The following is a 17,344-nucleotide window of genomic DNA, read 5'->3' on the forward strand; positions in this document are numbered from 1 at the left end:
TGTAGCCCCGTGGGCGTAGGCAGCGAGCAGGCTATTGAGGAAATTGGAGATGGGCATTTGGTATTGCTCCTAAATGAGAGGTTGTCCCATCGTCCAATAAAAGGGCATGATGTGCCCTTAAATTGGTTGTATACAATCTATTGAACAATTCTACTGGCTGACCCCTTGACACCCCCTTGACCCATATCAGCAAGGGGCTGAACGGTTTCAGGCAGTCTCGCAATTGATAAAACCCTGCCAAGGAGATTCATGATGTTTGCGAAAGCTGTAGCGGTATCCCTGCTGACCCTCGCCAGCGCCTCTGTCTTCGCAGCCGAATGCTCGGTCACTGTCGACTCCACCGATCAGATGTCCTTCAATACCAAGGAAATCGTCATCGACAAGAGCTGCAAGCAATTCACCGTGAACCTGGAACATTCGGGCAACCTGCCGAAGAATGTCATGGGGCACAACGTAGTAATCAGCAAGGCCGCAGACATGCAGGCAATCGCTACTGACGGTTTGAGCGCCGGTATCGAAAAGGCTTACTTGAAAGAGGGCGATGAGCGTGTCATTGCTCACACCAAGATCATTGGCGCGGGCGAAAAAGACTCGCTGACCTTTGATGTGGCCAAGCTGGTTGCTGGCACGGACTACGGCTTCTTCTGCTCTTTCCCAGGCCACATCTCCATGATGAAGGGCACGGTCGTCGTCAAGTGAAGGCGGCTGTGTAGGCCTCTCGGGCCTATTCGCGGGCACGTCCCACAAGTTGATCACTGTTTTCAAGGACAGGGATTAACCTGCGGGTGCGCCCGCGAAGCTTTTATGGGGCGAACGGCAGTTCGCGCTTGTGCTGGGTCTTGCGGTAGGTGGCGACGATGATGTCGAACGCTGCCTGGTCAACCGGCTGCCCGTGCAGGAAGGCATCGATCTGCTGGTAGGTCACACCATGTGATGCTTCGTCCGGCTTGCCCGGCTCCAGGTCTTCCAGGTCGGCCGTTGGCACCTTCTCCACCAGTGACTCCGGCGCACCGAAGCTGCGCGCAATCGCCCGCACCTGATTCTTCACCAGCCCACTCAGCGGCGCCAGGTCGCAGGCACCATCACCAAACTTGGTAAAGAAGCCCATCACCGCCTCGGCGGCATGGTCGGTTCCGATCACCAGACCCGCGCGGGCGCCCGCGATGGTGTACTGGGCGACCATTCGGGTGCGCGCCTTGACGTTGCCAACCACGAAGTCCACCAGCGTCGGCGAGCCGTTCTTCAACTCCACCACTTCGGCCGCTAATGCACGCACTGCCGGGGCGATATCCACAGTGTGAACTTCATCAGCCTTGATCACGTCAAGGCATGCCTGGGCGTCATGCTCGTCATGCTGTACCTGGTACGGCAGGCGCACGGCAATGAAGGTGTATGCCTTGTCGCCGGTCTCGGCGCGCAGCTCGTTGATGGCGCGTTGGGCGAGCAGGGCGGCAGTCAGTGAGTCGACGCCACCGCTGATGCCCAGCACCAAGGTCTTGAGTCGCGCGTTGGCCAGGCAGTTCTTGATGAACGCCACGCGCCGGGCGACTTCGGCCTCGAGCGCTGCCGCGTCGACGAACGGCGGCTGTACCTTCAGCGCCTGGGCAATCTCTTGCTGAACCGCTTGCATGGGTTACTCCTTGCTGGGGACTTTGAATACGTGACGCATGTAGGCGACGAAGTTCTCGTCGCGGCACTGGGTCTTGGCGGCTTCGTCAGAGATCTTGGCCACCGGTGCGCCGTTGCAGTCGGTCATTTTAAGCACGATGCTCATTGGCGCCACACCTGGGATGTCGCAGGTCAGGTTGGTGCCGATGCCAAAGCTGACGTTGATGCGGCCGCGCAGGGCGCGGAAAATTTCCAGCGAGCGGGTCAGGTTGAGGCCGTCTGAAAACACCAGGGTCTTGGTCATCGGGTCGATACCCAGCTTCTGGTAATGGGCAATGGCCTTTTCCGCCCAGGCTACCGGCTCGCCTGAATCATGGCGCAGGCCGTCGAACAGCTTGGCAAAGTACAGGTCGAAATCGCCGAGGAAGGCATCCATGGTGATGCAGTCGGTCAGGGCGATGCCGAGCAGACCACGGTACTCGCGTACCCAGCAGTCCAGCGCGGCAATCTGGCTGTCGATAAGCCGTGGGCCGAGCTGCTGGTGGGCCATGATCCACTCGTGGGCCATGGTGCCCAGCGGCTTGATATCCAGTTTCCATGCCAGGTCGACGTTGCTGGTACCGACAAAGCGGCCGGGGAAGTCGTCGCGCAGCACCCGTACCACTTCCGCCTGCACGCGGCTGGAAAAACGCCGGCGGGTGCCGAAATCGGCCACCTGCAGTTCGGCCAGCTCGTCGTCGCTGGCATGCGCGCGCAGCCAGTCGAACTTGCGGTACAACTGGTCCCGCGCCTCGGCCAGGCGCATGTGCGGGTGCAGATTGCGATTGCGTACTTCGCTGATGATGGCCAGCAGCGGCACTTCGAACAGGATCACATGCAGCCATGGACCTTTCAGGCGCAGGAACAGCTGGTCGTTTTCAATGCCGACGTGCACGTAACGCAGGTTGAAGCGGAACAGTCGCAAAAAACGTAAAAAGTCGGGTTTGAGGAAGCTGATGCGTTCGAGGAAGGCCAGCTGGCCATCGTCCAGGGTGAGGTCGCCAAGCCGTTCGAGCTGATTGCGAATTTCGCCGAGGTAGGGGCGCAGGTCCTCACCGTTGCGGCAGCGGAATTCCCATTCGACGTCGGCGTCCGGGTAGTTGTGCAGCACTCCCTGCATCATGGTGAGTTTGTAGAAGTCGGTGTCGAGCAGGTTGTGCACGATGCGCTCGGCGAATGCGCTTTCGCTCATCAAGGGGGCTCCGGAAGCGGCGAATGGCGGACATTGTGCCAGTCTTTGGTCTTGTTGTGCCTGTTCCGGCCTCTTCGCGGGCAAGCCCGCTCCTACATGGTGCTGGAACGAGGAGCGGGCTTGCCCGCGAAGAGGCCGGAACGGCCAAAACAGAGGTGTTTTTCCGTGCACCGGCTAGCCTTGAAACGGTGCCGCCTGTAGCACTCGCGCACCAGTGGTGTGCACTTCGGTGACGTTGGCTGTTACAGGGCGGTTGCACGTAAACACTTGCAAGGGTTGCAATGATGGCACTCGATGGTTGCTCCTTGTCTGTACGTGTGGTGGCGCCTGCCGCGTGGCAGACGGTTGCACGCTCAATAAAGAAAAGGCCGCCCGTCGCCTGCAGGCACCCTTCACAGTGTGTTTTCCCGGAACACAAAACCTATGGCACGGCCCTTGCTCGGAGTACCGGGCTGAGAAGTTGTAGTGCCAACCAAAAAAACTCTAGGAGCACCACCTCATGTCGCAGACGTTTTACAAGAAAGGTTTCCTGGCTCTGGCCGTAGCTACGGCACTGGGTGTTTCTTCGTATGTCCAGGCCGACGTCAAGATCGGCGTAGCGGGCCCCATGACCGGGGCAAACGCAGCGTTTGGCGAGCAGTACATGAAAGGTGCGCAGGCAGCGGCCGACAAGATCAACGCCGCCGGTGGCGTGAATGGCGAGAAAATCGTCCTGGTCAAAGGCGATGACGCCTGTGAACCGAAGCAAGCCGTGTCCGTGGCCAACCGCCTGGTCGATCAGGACAAGGTGATCGGCGTGGTGGGCCACTTCTGTTCCTCCAACACGATCCCGGCGTCCGAGGTATATGACGAGGCGGGCGTGATTGCCATCACCCCAGGCTCCACCAACCCAGCGGTCACTGAGCGCGGCCTGAGCGCCATGTTCCGCATGTGCGGCCGTGACGACCAGCAGGGTATCGTCGCAGGCGACTACATCGTCGACGTGCTCAAGGGCAAGAAGGTCGCGGTGTTGCACGACAAGGACACCTACGGCCAGGGCCTGGCTGACGCGACCAAGGCGCAGCTGGAGAAACGTGGCGTGAAGCCTGTGCTGTACGAAGGCCTGACCCGTGGCGAGAAAGACTTCAGCGCTGTGGTCACCAAGATCCGCTCTACCGGTGCCGACGTGGTCTACTTCGGCGGCCTGCACCCGGAAGCCGGCCCGCTGGTTCGCCAGCTGCGCGAGCAGGGCCTGAAAGACGTCAAGTTCATGTCCGATGATGGCATTGTCACCGACGAACTGGTGTCCACCGCCGGTGGCGCGCAGTACGTGGATGGCGTTTACATGACCTTCGGTGCCGACCCGCGCCTGCTGCCAGACAGCAAGGCGGTGGTGGAGGAGTTCCGCAAGGCCGGCACCGAACCTGAGGGCTACACCCTGTACGCCTACGCTTCGCTGCAGGCGCTGGCTGCCGCGTTCAATGGCGCGAAGTCGAACAAGGGCGAAGACGCTGCCAAGTGGCTCAAGGCCAACCCGGTGCAGACCGTCATGGGCGAGAAGAAGTGGGACAGCAAGGGCGACCTGACCGTCTCCGACTACGTGGTCTACCAGTGGGACAAGAACGGTAAATACCACCAGCTGGAAAAACAAAAATAACAATGGCCCTCGGCCCGGGCTGTTGCTCGGGCCCAAGCCCCGCGGTACCTGTCTTTATTCGTAGATCTGCACAGTTCTGCGCGGCAAGGGCCCCGCACAGGTGGCCCGCGCCGTGGTCGGCGCTCGTGCAATCTCAATCAGGTGAGATTGCGTTATGGATGGTATTTTCCTGCAGCAACTGGTCAACGGCCTGACCCTCGGGTCGGTCTATGGCCTGATCGCCATCGGCTACACAATGGTCTATGGCATTATCGGCATGATCAACTTCGCGCACGGCGAGGTGTACATGATCTCCGCTTACCTCGCGGCGATCAGCCTGGCATTGCTGGCTTACTTCGGTGTCGAATCGTTCCCCCTGCTGATGCTGGGCACCCTGTTGTTCACCATCGTCGTCACCGGCGTGTATGGCTTCACCATCGAACGCATCGCTTACAAACCGCTGCGTAACTCCACCCGCCTGGCACCGCTGATCAGCGCCATCGGCATTTCGCTGATCCTGCAAAACTACGCGCAGATCAGCCAGGGCGCCCGCCAGCAAGGCGTGCCAACCCTGCTGGAAGGCGCCATGCGTGTCGAAGTCGGCACTGGCTTCGTGCAACTGACATATACCAAGATCTTCATCCTGGTGGCGGCCTTCGTCGGCATGGGCCTGCTGACCTACGTGATCAAGTACACCAAACTCGGCCGCATGTGCCGTGCCACCCAGCAAGACCGCAAGATGGCCTCCATCCTGGGCATCAACACCGACCGGGTGATCTCCTACGTGTTCGTCATCGGTGCAGTGATGGCCGCCCTGGCTGGCGTGCTTATCACCATGAACTACGGCACCTTCGACTTCTACGCCGGCTTCATCATCGGTATCAAGGCGTTCACTGCCGCAGTGCTCGGTGGTATCGGCTCGCTGCCGGGTGCCATGCTCGGCGGGATCATCCTGGGTATTTCCGAGTCGCTGTTCTCAGGCCTGATCAACTCCGACTACAAGGATGTGTTCAGCTTCTCACTGCTGGTGATGATCCTTATCTTCCGCCCACAAGGCCTGCTGGGTCGCCCGCTCGTGGCTAAGGTGTGAACATGTCCGTTGCCAAAACTGCCTCTGTTAGTGAAACCAAGGGTTTCGACCTTAAACGCAGCCTGCTGGAGACCATTGTCGCAGGCCTGCTTGCACTCATCGTGTTTGGCCCGGTCGTTGGCGTGGTACTCGACGGCTACACCTTCAATGCCGAGCCGCGCCGCGTGGCCTGGCTGGTCGGCGGTGTGATGGTTGGGCGCTTCCTGCTCAGCCTGTTCCTGCAGACTGCCCCCGGGCAACGCATGCTCCTGGGCTTCGACAGCGGCGGCTCGGGCGTGCATGTGACCGCCCCGGACTACAAGTCGCGCCTGCGCTACATCATTCCTGCGCTGATCGTTATTGCCATCGTTTTCCCGATTTTCGCCAACAAGTACCTGCTGACCGTGGTCATCCTCGGCCTGATCTACGTACTGCTGGGCCTTGGCCTGAACATCGTGGTCGGCCTGGCCGGCCTGCTCGACCTGGGGTACGTGGCGTTCTATGCCATCGGTGCCTACGGCCTGGCGCTCGGTTATCAATACCTGGGGCTGGGTTTCTGGAGCGTGCTGCCGTTGGCGGCCATTGCTGCGGCGCTGGCGGGTTGCATCCTCGGCTTCCCGGTGTTGCGCATGCACGGTGACTACCTGGCGATCGTGACGCTGGGCTTTGGCGAGATCATCCGTCTAGTGCTGAACAACTGGCTATCGTTCACCGGTGGCCCCAATGGCATGCCGGCGCCTTCACCCACCTTTTTCGGCCTGGAGTTCGGCCGTCGGGCCAAGGATGGCGGGGTGCCGATCCACGAGTTCTTCGGCTTCGAGTACAACGCCAGCCTCAAGTTCGTGTTCATCTACGCGGTGCTTTTCATGGTCGTGCTGGCTGTGCTGTACATCAAGCATCGCCTGACCCGCATGCCGGTCGGCCGGGCCTGGGAAGCGCTGCGTGAAGACGAGATCGCCTGTCGTTCGATGGGCCTGAACCACGTGTTGGTCAAGCTGTCGGCCTTTACCCTGGGTGCCTCGACTGCCGGTTTGGCGGGGGTGTTCTTCGCCACCTACCAGGGCTTCGTCAACCCATCGTCATTCACATTCTTCGAGTCGGCGCTGATCCTCGCCATTGTCGTGCTGGGCGGCATGGGCTCGACCGTGGGCGTGGTCATCGCCGCGTTCGTGCTGACCGTGGCGCCGGAACTGCTGCGCAGCTTCTCCGAGTACCGGGTGCTGTTGTTCGGCGTGCTGATGGTGCTGATGATGATCTGGCGACCGCGTGGGCTGATCCGCATCAGCCGTGCCGGTGTGACCCCGCGTAAAGGAGTGGCGCCATGAGCGACGATATCATTCTCTCGGTCGACAACCTGATGATGCAGTTCGGTGGCATCAAGGCGCTCAGCGACGTCAGCCTGAAGGTCCGGCGCAATCAGATCTTTGCCCTGATCGGCCCCAACGGCGCCGGCAAGACCACGGTGTTCAACTGCCTGACCGGCTTTTACAAGGCCAGTGGCGGACGCATCGAGCTGAACGTGCGCGGCAGCCACACCAACGTCATCCAACTGCTCGGCGAACGCTTCCAGGCCGCCGACTTCGTGTCGCCTGCGCGCTTTGCCAACCGTATCTACTACAAGATGTTCGGCGGTACCCACCTGGTCAATCGCGCCGGCCTGGCGCGCACCTTCCAGAACATTCGCCTGTTCAAGGAAATGTCGGTGGTGGAGAACCTGCTGGTGGCCCAGCACATGTGGGTCAACCGCAACTTGCTGGCCGGGGTGCTCAACACCAAGGCCTACCGCAAGGCCGAAAGCGATGCACTGGACCACGCCTTCTACTGGCTGGAAGTGGTCGATCTGGTCGATTGCGCCAACCGCCTGGCCGGCGAGCTGTCGTACGGCCAGCAGCGGCGTCTGGAAATTGCCCGGGCCATGTGCACGCGGCCGAAGATCATCTGCCTGGACGAACCGGCGGCGGGCCTGAACCCGCAGGAAACCGAAGCACTCAGCCGCATGATCCGTGTGCTGCGTGACGAGCACGACATCACGGTGGTGCTGATCGAGCACGACATGGGCATGGTCATGAGCATCTCCGACCATATCGTGGTGCTGGACCACGGCAACGTGATTGCCGAAGGTGCACCGCAGGACATCCGCCACAACCCGACGGTGATTGCCGCCTACCTGGGTGCAGACGAAGAGGAACTGGTATGAGTGCACCCATTCTCGAGCTGAAGGACCTGGACGTGTTCTATGGGCCGATCCAGGCGCTGAAGAAGGTCTCGATGCACATCAACGAGGGCGAGACGGTAAGCCTGATCGGTGCCAACGGTGCCGGCAAGTCGACCCTGCTGATGTCGATTTTCGGCCAGCCGCGGGCGGCATCCGGGCATATCGTGTATCGCGGCACCGACATCACCCGCAAATCCTCGCACTACATCGCCTCCAACGGCATTGCCCAGTCGCCGGAAGGGCGTCGGGTGTTTCCCGACATGTCCGTCGAGGAAAACCTGATGATGGGAACCATCCCCATCGGCGACAAGCATGCCGACGAAGACATGCAGCGCATGTACGAGCTGTTCCCGCGGTTGAAGGAGCGGCGTAACCAGCGGGCCATGACCATGTCCGGTGGCGAGCAGCAAATGCTGGCGATTGCCCGGGCGCTGATGAGCCGGCCGAAGTTGCTGTTGCTGGACGAGCCCTCGCTGGGGCTGGCGCCGATCGTGGTCAAGCAGATCTTCTCGACCCTGCGAGAGCTGGCCAAGACCGGGATGACCATCTTCCTGGTGGAGCAGAACGCCAATCATGCGCTGAAACTGTCGGACCGGGCCTATGTGATGGTCAACGGGCAGATTCGCATGACCGGGACCGGGCAGGAACTGTTGGTCAATGAGGAAGTGCGTAACGCTTATCTGGGTGGGCACTGAGTTGTATGCAGGGGCTGCAATGCAGCCCCCTTCCCAATGTGGAAAACTTGTCGTTCCCTTCTCTCGGCGCACGCCAATATTCCCCCGCAAGCCATTGTTTCCACAGGCCACATCTTTTCCACGGATAATGTGGAGCCGCCTGTGGAAAACATGGTGGCATATCGCTCTAGGCCTTTATAATCAAGCCCTGTAGGCATATGATCATTTTTTGTTCATATCCCCTTTGTGGATGATTTTCTCTGATTTTCACAACCCCTGCGTGCACTTCAAACGCAGCGAAAATCCTGTGGATAAGTCTGTGAGAAAACGTTGGACAGACCGTTGCAGGCGGCATGTTTGAAAGCCTTGCGCCATCACCTAAAAGATATCCACCGACCGCAACCCGCTGAAAGGGTTCCGTGCAGTGGACAAGTTGCCCCCAATCCGTGGGGAAAGCCCTGTGGATAACATGCGCATACCTGGCGGCGAGCCCTCTGTCGCAAGGGTTTGACGAATATGAACAAAAAATGAACAGCCCCTGAGCGGCTTGCTGCCAGCGCTGTCCGCGGGCATGCTGCCAAGCTGGCATGAACCTACCGCGAGGAACAGAGCATGACGTCCACCGTATTCATCACTGGCGCGACTTCCGGTTTCGGCGAGGCCACTGCCCGCCGCTTCGCCGAAGCCGGCTGGAAGCTGGTACTCACTGGGCGCCGCAAAGAGCGCCTGGATGCCTTGTGCGCTGAACTGTCGGCCAAGACCGAAGTGCATGGCCTGGTGCTGGACGTGCGTGACCGCAAGGCCATGGAGCAGGCTATTGCCAATCTGCCGGCCGGTTTTGAAAAGATTCGCGGTCTGGTCAACAACGCCGGCCTGGCGCTGGGTGTGGATGCTGCGCAGAACTGCAGTTTGGATGACTGGGAAACCATGGTCGACACCAACATCAAGGGCCTGATGTACACCACTCGCCTGCTGCTGCCACGGCTTATCGCTCATGGCCGTGGCGCGACGATCCTGAACGTCGGGTCCGTGGCAGGCAACTACCCGTACCCGGGCAGCAACGTGTATGGCGGCACCAAGGCCTTCGTCGGCCAGTTCTCGCTGAGCCTGCGTTGCGACCTGCGCGGTACTGGCGTGCGTGTGAGTAACATCGAGCCTGGCCTGTGCGAGAGCGAGTTCTCGCTGGTGCGCTTCGGTGGTGACCAGGCCAAGTACGATGCTACCTACGCGGGTGCGGAGCCGATCCAGCCACAGGATATTGCCGAGACCATCTTCTGGATCCTCAACCAGCCGGCGCACATCAACATCAACAGCCTGGAACTGATGCCGGTGAGCCAGGATTGGGCTGGGTTTTCGATCGACCGATCAAAAGGCTAAGCACAAGCCGCGAACCGGAAAGACCCGGTTCGCGAAACAACCGTATCGCTCAGTTGATAAAGCTAAAGCCGGTTCTGTCTTCAGGGATGATGCCTAACGCTTGAAGGACATCGTTGATGGCGTCATGGCGGCCCATGTCCTCAGCCGTTGCTTCGCAGTTGATGACACGGCGCAGGCTTAGCAGGTAGCTGAGTTTGCCATGAGAGTGCTCGTCATAGCGGTGGCCGTGATCGATTATCTTCTGTGCCGCTCGGTTGATCTGCTCTTCGACAAATGCCTTGAAGGCTTCTGCTTCCATTTTGGTAACTCCTGAACGTTCGAGAAAGGAGCACCAACATAGGCGTGGGGAGATACTTCCGGCAGAGGGAAGCGCTCACCCCTGACAGGTTCGTTGTATGGACAGTCAGGTGTTCGCCTGATTCAGCCCTTCCAGGCAGGTAGCCAAGTGATAAGGCGTGGTCGATGGCATGTCATCCCTGCTCACCGCGCCGTCACCACCTCGGCACTCATACCAGCCCGCGTCACGCAGGAACCGCGCTGAAAGCGCGCCAAACTGCCCAGCTAGCTTTGCTTCGCTGCCTTCACGCAATGTAAGCGCCCGCAGGTACTCGGCCTGCGCCCAGATACGCTGGGAGGCATCAAGCACCCGGCCATCCGCCTTCAGCATGGCCAGTACCGCCGTATCCTTCACCCCGCATTGCTCGGCAAAGCCGAAAGCCCGGTCAATTGAGGCATGCAGCGGCGTCTCACGCAGCAGCGGGGAGGTATGCAACAGATAGAACCACTCGAACTGGTGCCCCGGCTCGAACCAGTTATCCACAGCCCCGCGTGGCTTTTCCAGCATCAGGCCATGGACCGGGTCAATGAAATGCGCCTCCAGCGCCTGACACAATTGCAGCAGTGACTGGCGGACATGTTCGTCGCCACGCACAGCCAGTACCTGCAGGAACGCTTCGGCCAGGTGCATCTGTGGGTTTTGCAGCGGGCCAGTGCCGAGGTCGGCCCAGTCTTCGCCCAGGCAGGCTTCGTACAGGCCATCGTCACGGGCAAACTGCTGGTCGATGATGTCCAGCGCGGCATTCAAACTGGACTCCACCAGGCTTTTGCGCACTTTGCCCCAGTAGTGCGCGCAGGCAAACACGATGAAGGCGTGGGTATACAGGTCCTTGCGCCGGTCCAGCGGCTTGCCGTGGGCGTCGATGCTGTAGAACCAGCCACCGTGCTCGGCGTCGTGGAAGTGCTTTTGCAGCGAGCGAAACAGGGCTGCGGCACGCTCGGCGGCTCCCGGCTGCCCGATACGGCTGCTGAACAGGTAAAGCTGGCGCGCACAGGCCATGGCGCGGTAGCGCTGCACCGGCAACGGATGGTGCTGGGCGTCCAGCGCTTCGTAGGGCAGGGCCATGTCGGCGTTCCAGCCCGGGCCTTGCCACAGCGGCACGATACGTTCGGCGAAGTGCTGGTTGAAGCGGGCCAGTTCGGGCAGGGTGGGGCGGGGGTCGGACATTTAGGCGCTCGTCGCTGTCGGGCAGGGCGCCATGGTAGCAGAAGTGGGGTTTCAGTAGCCTGGGTTGCCGAGTCCCTGCCAATGCCGTGCCCCGACAAAGATGAAGCGCAATTGCTGGGTGATCTTTTCCTGCGGCGTCAGGACCTGTGGATAACCCGCTTCCGGGTTGTCGATAAGCTCGGGCAGGGTGGCGAATACGGTCTTGACCACCAGGTCGGCCATCACCGCCAGCGCGGCGCTGTCCAGGTGTTGCCATCGCTTCATCCGCGCAAGGTCGGTGGCAAGGTCGTCGCTGATATCCTGGCGCAGGCGGGCAATGGCCTGGCGTACGGCCTGTGAACCACCGTACTGCTCGCGGGCCAGGAACAGGAACTGCGCGTGATGGGCGGCTACCACATCGAGAAAGATGCGCACCGAAGCGTCGGTGATGCCGCCCAGTTCGAACTCGTTCTGGCGCACCAGGCGGATGGTCTGGCGGAAGGTGGTGTCGATTTCGGCGACAAGGGCCAGGCCCAGGGCGTCCATGTCGGAGAAATGCCGGTAGAAGCCGGTCGGCACGATGCCGGCTGTTTTCGCCACCTCGCGCAGGCTGATACTGCCGAAACCGCGGCCACTCTCCATGAGCAGGCAGGCGGCATCGAGCAGGGCCTGGCGGGTCTGTAGCTTCTGTTCGGCGCGCGGCAGCATGGTGCGGGCTTCTGTAACGGTCAGGCTGGGCACTCTAGATAAAAAAACAAAGCCCGGTCAATGGACCGGGCCTGGAGGGGAGCAAGCGTTGTGACATAAGTTGTTCTTTTCGGCCATGGCGATCAGCTCACACGGCTGAGTTCAACCAGGCGATCCGAGCCACCCTCAGCGACACGGCCAGCTTGTTCGATCAGGCGATCCGAGCCACCTTCAGCAACTCGGCCACTTTGTTCGATCAGGCGGTCCGAGCCACCTTCAGCAACACGGCCAGCTTGTTCGATCAGGCGATCCGAGCCACCTTCAGCAACACGGCCAGCTTGTTCGATCAGGCGATCCGAGCCACCTTCAGCAACACGGCCACTTTGTTCGATCAGGCGATCCGAGCCACCTTCAGCGACACGGCCAGCTTGTTCGATCAGGCGATCCGAGCCACCTTCGGCGACACGGCCGGTGCGTTCGATCAGGCGATCCGAGCCACCTTCGGCGACACGGCCGGTGCGTTCGATCAGGCGATCCGAGCCACCTTCGGCGACACGGCCAGTGCGTTCGATCAGGCGATCAGAACCACCTTCAGCTACGGCTTTCAGCGGCTGGGCAATTTCGGCAGCGCTGGAGCGCGCTTCGGACGTCAGGTGTTGCTCGGACGCTGGCAGTGCGAAAGCGTTGGCGGCCAGAAGGGACAGGGTCAGGGTCAGCAGATGGCGTTTCATGATTTCGGTGCTCCTCTCGGGGGCTGGAAAGTGGGTACGGAGCCAATGCTACGCCGCGTAACGCCAGAGAGAAGTTCATATGGGTAATGGTAACAATCGACCATATTGATAGAGGTTGGAAAGGCCTCTATTCCGAGCCTTGCAGGCGTAATGACAATCCCCTGACCCTGTTGATGGTAGGTAACATGTGCGCCGTGGCGCGACAAATTCCTGAGCAAAAGGCCAGGAAAAACTTCGCTATCATGGCGCCATCGATAAAACCTCACGGGTTTTCATCAGTCGGAGTTATTGAGGCCATCGCTGCGCCTGTTTTCTGTCATGCCGCAAGGAGAATTACGCAATGACGCGTCCCGCCAGAATCCTCGTCTGGACCCTCGCCAGCCTGCTCACCGTGCTGGCGATCCTGGTGGTAGTGATTGCCACCTTCGACTGGAACCGCGTCAAGCCATTGCTCAACGAGAAGGTCTCCGAAGCCTTGCATCGGCCCTTCGCGATCAACGGCAACCTCGCCGTGCACTGGCGTACCGAACCCGAAGAGGGCGGTTGGCGTGCCTGGGTGCCTTGGCCGCACTTCATTGCCGAAGACCTGACGTTGGGCAACCCCGAGTGGTTCAAGGAGCCGAAGATGGTCGGCCTTGAGCGCGTGGAGTTTCGCCTGGCGCCGCTGCCGCTCGTGTTCCAGCAGATCAGCATACCCCGCATCAACCTCACCAAGCCCACTGCCAGCCTCACTCGCCTGGCCGATGGCCGTGCCAACTGGGTCTTCGACTTCGGCCCCAAGGATGAAAACGCTGAACCTTCCAAATGGCAGCTGGACATCGGCGCCATCGGCTTCGATCAGGGCAACGTCAGCTTCGACGACCAGACCCTGAAAACCAGCATGAAGGTGCAGATCGACCCGCTTGGCAAACCAATCCCGTTCAGTGAGATTGTCGGCAAGGCCAGTGCCGAGAAGGTCGGTGGTGCGCAGGACTATGCCTTCGGCCTCAAGGCCCAGGGCCGCTATAAAGGCCAGCCAGTGTCCGGCACCGGCAAGATCGGTGGCCTGCTGGCCCTGCAGGACGCCAGCCAGCCGTTCCCGCTGCAGGCCGACGTGCGCATCGCCGACACCCATGTGGTCCTCGCCGGCACCCTCACCGACCCGCGTAATCTTGGCGCCCTCGACCTGCGCCTGCGTTTGTCGGGTGCCAGCCTGGGTAACCTCTACCCCTTGACCGGGGTCACCTTGCCTGACACCTCGGCCTATTCCACCGACGGTCGCCTCAGCGCCAACCTGCATGCGGCGGCAGGGGCGACGTTCAATTACCAGGGCTTCAACGGCAAGATCGGCGACAGCGATATCCACGGGGACCTGGCCTTCGTTGCCAGCCAGCCACGGCCCAGACTGTCCGGTAACCTGGTATCGAACCAGCTGCTGTTCAAGGACCTGGCGCCGCTGATCGGCGCCGACTCCAATGCCGAACAGAAGGCCCGCGGCGGTGCCAGCAAGCAGCCTGCAGGCAAGGTGCTGCCAGTGGAGGCGTTTCGCACCGAGCGCTGGCGCGCGATGGACGCTGACGTCACTTTTGCTGGCAAGCGCATCGTGCACAGCGCGCAGCTGCCGTTCAATGACCTGTCGGCCCATGTGGTTCTCGAAGACGGCCTGTTGCGTCTGGAGCCCCTGCGCTTTGGCGTGGCTGGCGGCAGTCTGGCCTCCAACATCCGCCTGGACGGGCGCAGCGTGCCCTTGCAGGGGCGTGCGAAGTTGACTGCGCGGGGCTTCAAGCTCAAGCAGCTGTTCCCCACCTTTGCGCCTATGCAGACCAGTTTTGGTGAGCTCAATGGTGACGCCGACATCAGCGGCCGTGGCAACTCGGTAGCCGCCTTGCTGGGTACAGCCAATGGCGACCTGCGCATGCTGATCAACGATGGCGCCATCAGCCGCAGCCTGATGGAAATTGCCGGGTTGAATGTGGGCAACTATGTGGTCGGCAAGTTGTTTGGTGATGAGGACGTGAAGATCAACTGTGCGGCTGCTGATGTTGGCATCAAGGATGGACTGGCGACTACGCGACTGTTCATCTTCGATACCGAGAACGCGATCATCTACATCAACGGCACGGCAAATTTCGCTTCCGAGCAACTGGATTTGAACATCACCCCGGAATCGAAAGGGCTGCGGTTGTTCTCGCTACGTTCACCGCTGTATGTGCGCGGACCGTTTGTCAAACCGAGCGCCGGTGTGCAGGCACTGCCGCTGGCGTTGCGCGGCGCAGGGATGGTTGCGCTGGGTGTTGTTGCCGGGCCGGCGGCGGGGTTGCTGGCGCTGATTGCGCCCAGCAGCGGGGATGACCCGAACCAGTGCACACCGTTGTTGCAGCAGATGAAGGCAGGCAAGGCGCCGGCAACGGTAAAGGCGCAGAAATAGCAGGGGCCGCAAAGCGGCCCCAGAAGGGTGTCAGAAATCAAAGGCCTTGCAGCAGGTCGGACATATCGTCCGCGTGCTCTTCTTCCTGCGCCAGGATGTCTTCGAATATGCGACGGGTAGTCGGGTCCTTATCCCCGATGTACTGAATGATTTCCCGGTAGCTGTCTATGGCGATCCGCTCTGCCACCAGGTCTTCCAGCACCATCTCTTTCAGCGAGTTGCCGGCCACGTACTGGGCATGCGAGTTCTTGGTCAGGTTGTCGGGGTTGAAGTCCGGTTCCCCACCCAGTTGCACGATGCGCTCGGCCAACTTGTCGGCATGTTCGGCTTCCTGGTTGGCATGTTCCAGAAATTCCTCGGCAGCCACACTCGCTTTTATGCCGCTGGCCATGAAGTAGTGGCGTTTGTAGCGCAGCACACAGACCAGTTCGGTGGCCAGCGATTCATTAAGCAGGCGCAGGATCTGCTCACGGTCGGCGTGGTAACCCTCGGTCACTGCGCCTTGCTCCACATGCTGGCGTGCACGCTCGCGCAGGGTTTTCACATCGGTCAGTTCAACATTGCTCATGGTTATCTCCAGCAGGGGTCAGGGTCAGGTTGGAGCGCAGGCTTACGCGCCATGCAGGGCGTCGCTGTCCTCTTGGCGTTGTTTGCAGGTCTTGAAGCCTTTGGCATCGACATGGCCGGTGGCATCGAAGCGCACGTAGTAGGGCTGCTGATTGCCATCGCGGTTGAGGATGTAGTTGTTGCAGGTGCCCCCGTGCGGCAGGTCGATCACGTTCGATGGGCTGCCGCCAATGGCGATGACCTTCTGCATGGTCATTCCGTTCTCCACCTGCTTGACCAGCGGCTCGTCGCGGTAGGTGACGTAATCCACCGGGTTTTCCGGGCGGCTGCCGCAGGCGGCCAGGGTGGCGCTTGCCAGAAGGATTGCCAGGGTCTGCTTGTACATTTTCCCGCTCCTTGCAAAGGGTCTGTGTGGTTTTGAACCACAACGCGCGCCGGGAGTTCGATTGCGATGGTCATGATGGCCGCTGTAGTGTTGGCCCGTCGTCCACGCAAAAGGGGCTGCGGCAATGCAGCAGGATTTGGCCACGCGATACCCGCTGGTGCTGGTGCCGGGCATGCTCGGGTTTGTCCGGATGGTGCTCTACCCCTACTGGTTCGGCATTGTGCCGGCCCTGCGCAAGGGCGGGGCGCAGGTGTTTCCGGTGCAGGTTTCGCCGCTGCATTCCAGCGAGGTACGTGGCGAGCAGTTGCTGGCGATCATTGACGACATCTGCCAACGTACTGGCGTCGACAAGGTCAACCTCATCGGCCACAGCCAGGGCGCCCTGAGCGCGCGTTACGCAGCGGCCAAACGGCCGGGGCGGGTGGCATCGGTCACGTCGGTGGCGGGGCCCAACCATGGCTCTGAGCTGGCCGACCACCTGGAACGCACGGCACCGGGCAATTCACCCCAGGGACGCATCCTCAAGGCCATGCTGCATGGCTTTGCCGTGCTGCTGGTGTGGCTGGAAACCGGCTGGCGTCGTGACCCGCTGCCGGTAGATGTGCACGCCTCGCACCAGTCGCTGACCAGCGCCGGGGTGGCACTGTTCAACCAGGCTTATCCACAGGGCCTGCCGCAAACCTGGGGTGGGGAAGGGGCTTATGAGGTCAATGGCGTACGCTATTACTCCTGGTCCGGCACCTTGCAACCGGGCCTGACAGACCAGGGGCGCAACCGCTTCGACGGCAGCAGCCGCTTCTGCCGCCTGTTCGCACGCAGTTTCATCAGGGAAAAGGGCCATTGCGACGGCATGGTCGGGCGTTTCAGTTCGCATCTGGGGCAGGTGATCGGCGACGATTACCCGCTTGATCACCTGGACATCGTCAACCAGTCACTCGGTGCCGTGGGCAAAGGCGCCGAGCCGGTGCGGCTGTTCACCGAACATGCCGCCCGGCTCAAGGCGGCGGGGCTTTAGCTCAAGCGCCTTGGCGCTAGCCGACATCTTGGTGAGCACGGTGCTTCCGGCCCAGGAGAGGATGGCGGTGAGGGGAATAGGTAATTCATTTAGCAGGTCTCGAAAAGCAGTTTTTGGAGGCGTTCGCCGTTACAGCAGATGCGCCTGTAAGATCGAGCGCCGCCCGCGCGGCGCATCGCGAGCTTTGCTCGCTCCTACGTTTGTTTCGGGCCAGTTATTTCTGGGGGATTTGCGCGCGAACGCCTTGGCGCATGGCTCGATATCGCGCCGTACAAACAAG

The 17,344-nt window shown here is 60.9% G+C and carries 17 protein-coding genes; 9 read left to right on the forward strand and 8 right to left on the reverse strand.

Translation table 11 applies throughout. The features are described 5' to 3' along the window. The first annotated feature begins 252 nt into the window (after positions 1-252). The gene (gene azu / locus ACF8EA_RS24800; RefSeq protein ID WP_392523582.1) at positions 253-699 is read left to right on the forward strand and encodes an azurin; all 447 of its coding nucleotides are present in this window, start codon (positions 253-255) and stop codon (positions 697-699) included. Positions 700-802: 103 nt separating this feature from the next. Here azu and nadE read toward each other — a convergent pair whose 3' ends face one another. After that, a complete protein-coding gene (gene nadE / locus ACF8EA_RS24805) occupies positions 803-1,630 on the reverse strand; it encodes an ammonia-dependent NAD(+) synthetase (protein WP_021784448.1) in 828 nt (275 codons plus the stop codon). Positions 1,631-1,633: 3 nt separating this feature from the next. Continuing rightward, entirely contained in the window at positions 1,634-2,839 is a 1,206-nt protein-coding gene (gene pncB, locus ACF8EA_RS24810) for a nicotinate phosphoribosyltransferase (protein ID WP_021784447.1), read from the reverse strand. A 499-nt stretch (positions 2,840-3,338) separates the two neighbouring features. Here pncB and ACF8EA_RS24815 point away from each other — a divergent pair, with 499 nt between their 5' ends. The 6 genes from ACF8EA_RS24815 to ACF8EA_RS24840 all read left to right on the forward strand — a co-directional run bounded on the left by ACF8EA_RS24815 (position 3,339) and on the right by ACF8EA_RS24840 (position 9,789). After that, a complete protein-coding gene (locus ACF8EA_RS24815; protein ID WP_021784446.1) occupies positions 3,339-4,475 on the forward strand; it encodes a branched-chain amino acid ABC transporter substrate-binding protein in 1,137 nt (378 codons plus the stop codon). Positions 4,476-4,629: 154 nt separating this feature from the next. Beyond that, on the forward strand, positions 4,630-5,544 hold the full coding sequence (locus tag ACF8EA_RS24820) for a branched-chain amino acid ABC transporter permease (protein WP_014592581.1): 915 nt from the start codon (positions 4,630-4,632) through the stop codon (positions 5,542-5,544). A gap of 2 nt (positions 5,545-5,546) precedes the next feature. Next, positions 5,547-6,848 carry a high-affinity branched-chain amino acid ABC transporter permease LivM gene (gene livM, locus ACF8EA_RS24825; protein WP_021784445.1) on the forward strand — a complete coding sequence of 434 codons (1,302 nt, stop codon included), beginning with the start codon at positions 5,547-5,549 and terminating at the stop codon, positions 6,846-6,848. After that, complete coding sequence (locus tag ACF8EA_RS24830; protein WP_392523584.1) at positions 6,845-7,720, forward strand: ATP-binding cassette domain-containing protein; 876 nt, start codon at positions 6,845-6,847, stop codon at positions 7,718-7,720. Before livM ends, ACF8EA_RS24830 begins: the two co-directional genes overlap by 4 nt. Beyond that, positions 7,717-8,433, forward strand: coding sequence for an ABC transporter ATP-binding protein (locus ACF8EA_RS24835; protein WP_021784443.1), 717 nt, complete (start codon positions 7,717-7,719; stop codon positions 8,431-8,433). The genes ACF8EA_RS24830 and ACF8EA_RS24835 overlap by 4 nt, the downstream gene beginning before the upstream one ends. A 591-nt stretch (positions 8,434-9,024) precedes the next feature. Continuing rightward, positions 9,025-9,789, forward strand: a complete 765-nt coding sequence (locus tag ACF8EA_RS24840; protein ID WP_392523585.1) for an SDR family oxidoreductase — start codon at positions 9,025-9,027, stop codon at positions 9,787-9,789. 49 nt (positions 9,790-9,838) lie between these two features. On the opposite strand, the gene ACF8EA_RS24845 is transcribed toward ACF8EA_RS24840, so the two are convergent. From ACF8EA_RS24845 to ACF8EA_RS24860, 4 genes are all read right to left on the reverse strand, one after another. Further along, positions 9,839-10,087, reverse strand: coding sequence for a hypothetical protein (locus ACF8EA_RS24845; RefSeq protein ID WP_021784441.1), 249 nt, complete (start codon positions 10,085-10,087; stop codon positions 9,839-9,841). Between the two features lie 105 nt (positions 10,088-10,192). Continuing rightward, complete coding sequence (locus ACF8EA_RS24850) at positions 10,193-11,293, reverse strand: AGE family epimerase/isomerase (protein ID WP_392523587.1); 1,101 nt, start codon at positions 11,291-11,293, stop codon at positions 10,193-10,195. A 51-nt stretch (positions 11,294-11,344) separates the two neighbouring features. Then, positions 11,345-11,980, reverse strand: a complete 636-nt coding sequence (locus tag ACF8EA_RS24855; protein ID WP_021784439.1) for a TetR family transcriptional regulator — start codon at positions 11,978-11,980, stop codon at positions 11,345-11,347. Positions 11,981-12,102: 122 nt separating this feature from the next. Next, positions 12,103-12,690 carry a phage infection protein gene (locus ACF8EA_RS24860; RefSeq protein WP_392523589.1) on the reverse strand — a complete coding sequence of 196 codons (588 nt, stop codon included), beginning with the start codon at positions 12,688-12,690 and terminating at the stop codon, positions 12,103-12,105. Positions 12,691-13,030: 340 nt separating this feature from the next. On the opposite strand from ACF8EA_RS24860, the gene ACF8EA_RS24865 reads away from it, so the two are divergent. Further along, on the forward strand, positions 13,031-15,097 hold the full coding sequence (locus ACF8EA_RS24865) for an AsmA family protein (protein ID WP_103469633.1): 2,067 nt from the start codon (positions 13,031-13,033) through the stop codon (positions 15,095-15,097). 37 nt (positions 15,098-15,134) lie between these two features. Here ACF8EA_RS24865 and ACF8EA_RS24870 read toward each other — a convergent pair whose 3' ends face one another. Both ACF8EA_RS24870 and osmE read right to left on the reverse strand, forming a co-directional pair. Then, positions 15,135-15,665 (reverse strand): bacterioferritin, encoded by a 531-nt coding sequence (locus ACF8EA_RS24870; protein ID WP_020192925.1) that lies wholly within the window; start codon positions 15,663-15,665, stop codon positions 15,135-15,137. Positions 15,666-15,707: 42 nt separating this feature from the next. Continuing rightward, complete coding sequence (gene osmE, locus ACF8EA_RS24875; protein ID WP_053870445.1) at positions 15,708-16,049, reverse strand: osmotically-inducible lipoprotein OsmE; 342 nt, start codon at positions 16,047-16,049, stop codon at positions 15,708-15,710. 124 nt (positions 16,050-16,173) lie between these two features. Between osmE and ACF8EA_RS24880 the strand changes: the two genes are divergently transcribed. After that, positions 16,174-17,064 (forward strand): alpha/beta fold hydrolase, encoded by an 891-nt coding sequence (locus ACF8EA_RS24880; protein ID WP_392523591.1) that lies wholly within the window; start codon positions 16,174-16,176, stop codon positions 17,062-17,064. Positions 17,065-17,344 lie beyond the last annotated feature (280 nt).

Source organism: Pseudomonas sp. YQ_5, from assembly GCF_043103305.1.
Taxonomy (GTDB): Bacteria; Pseudomonadota; Gammaproteobacteria; order Pseudomonadales; family Pseudomonadaceae; genus Aquipseudomonas; species Aquipseudomonas putida_Y.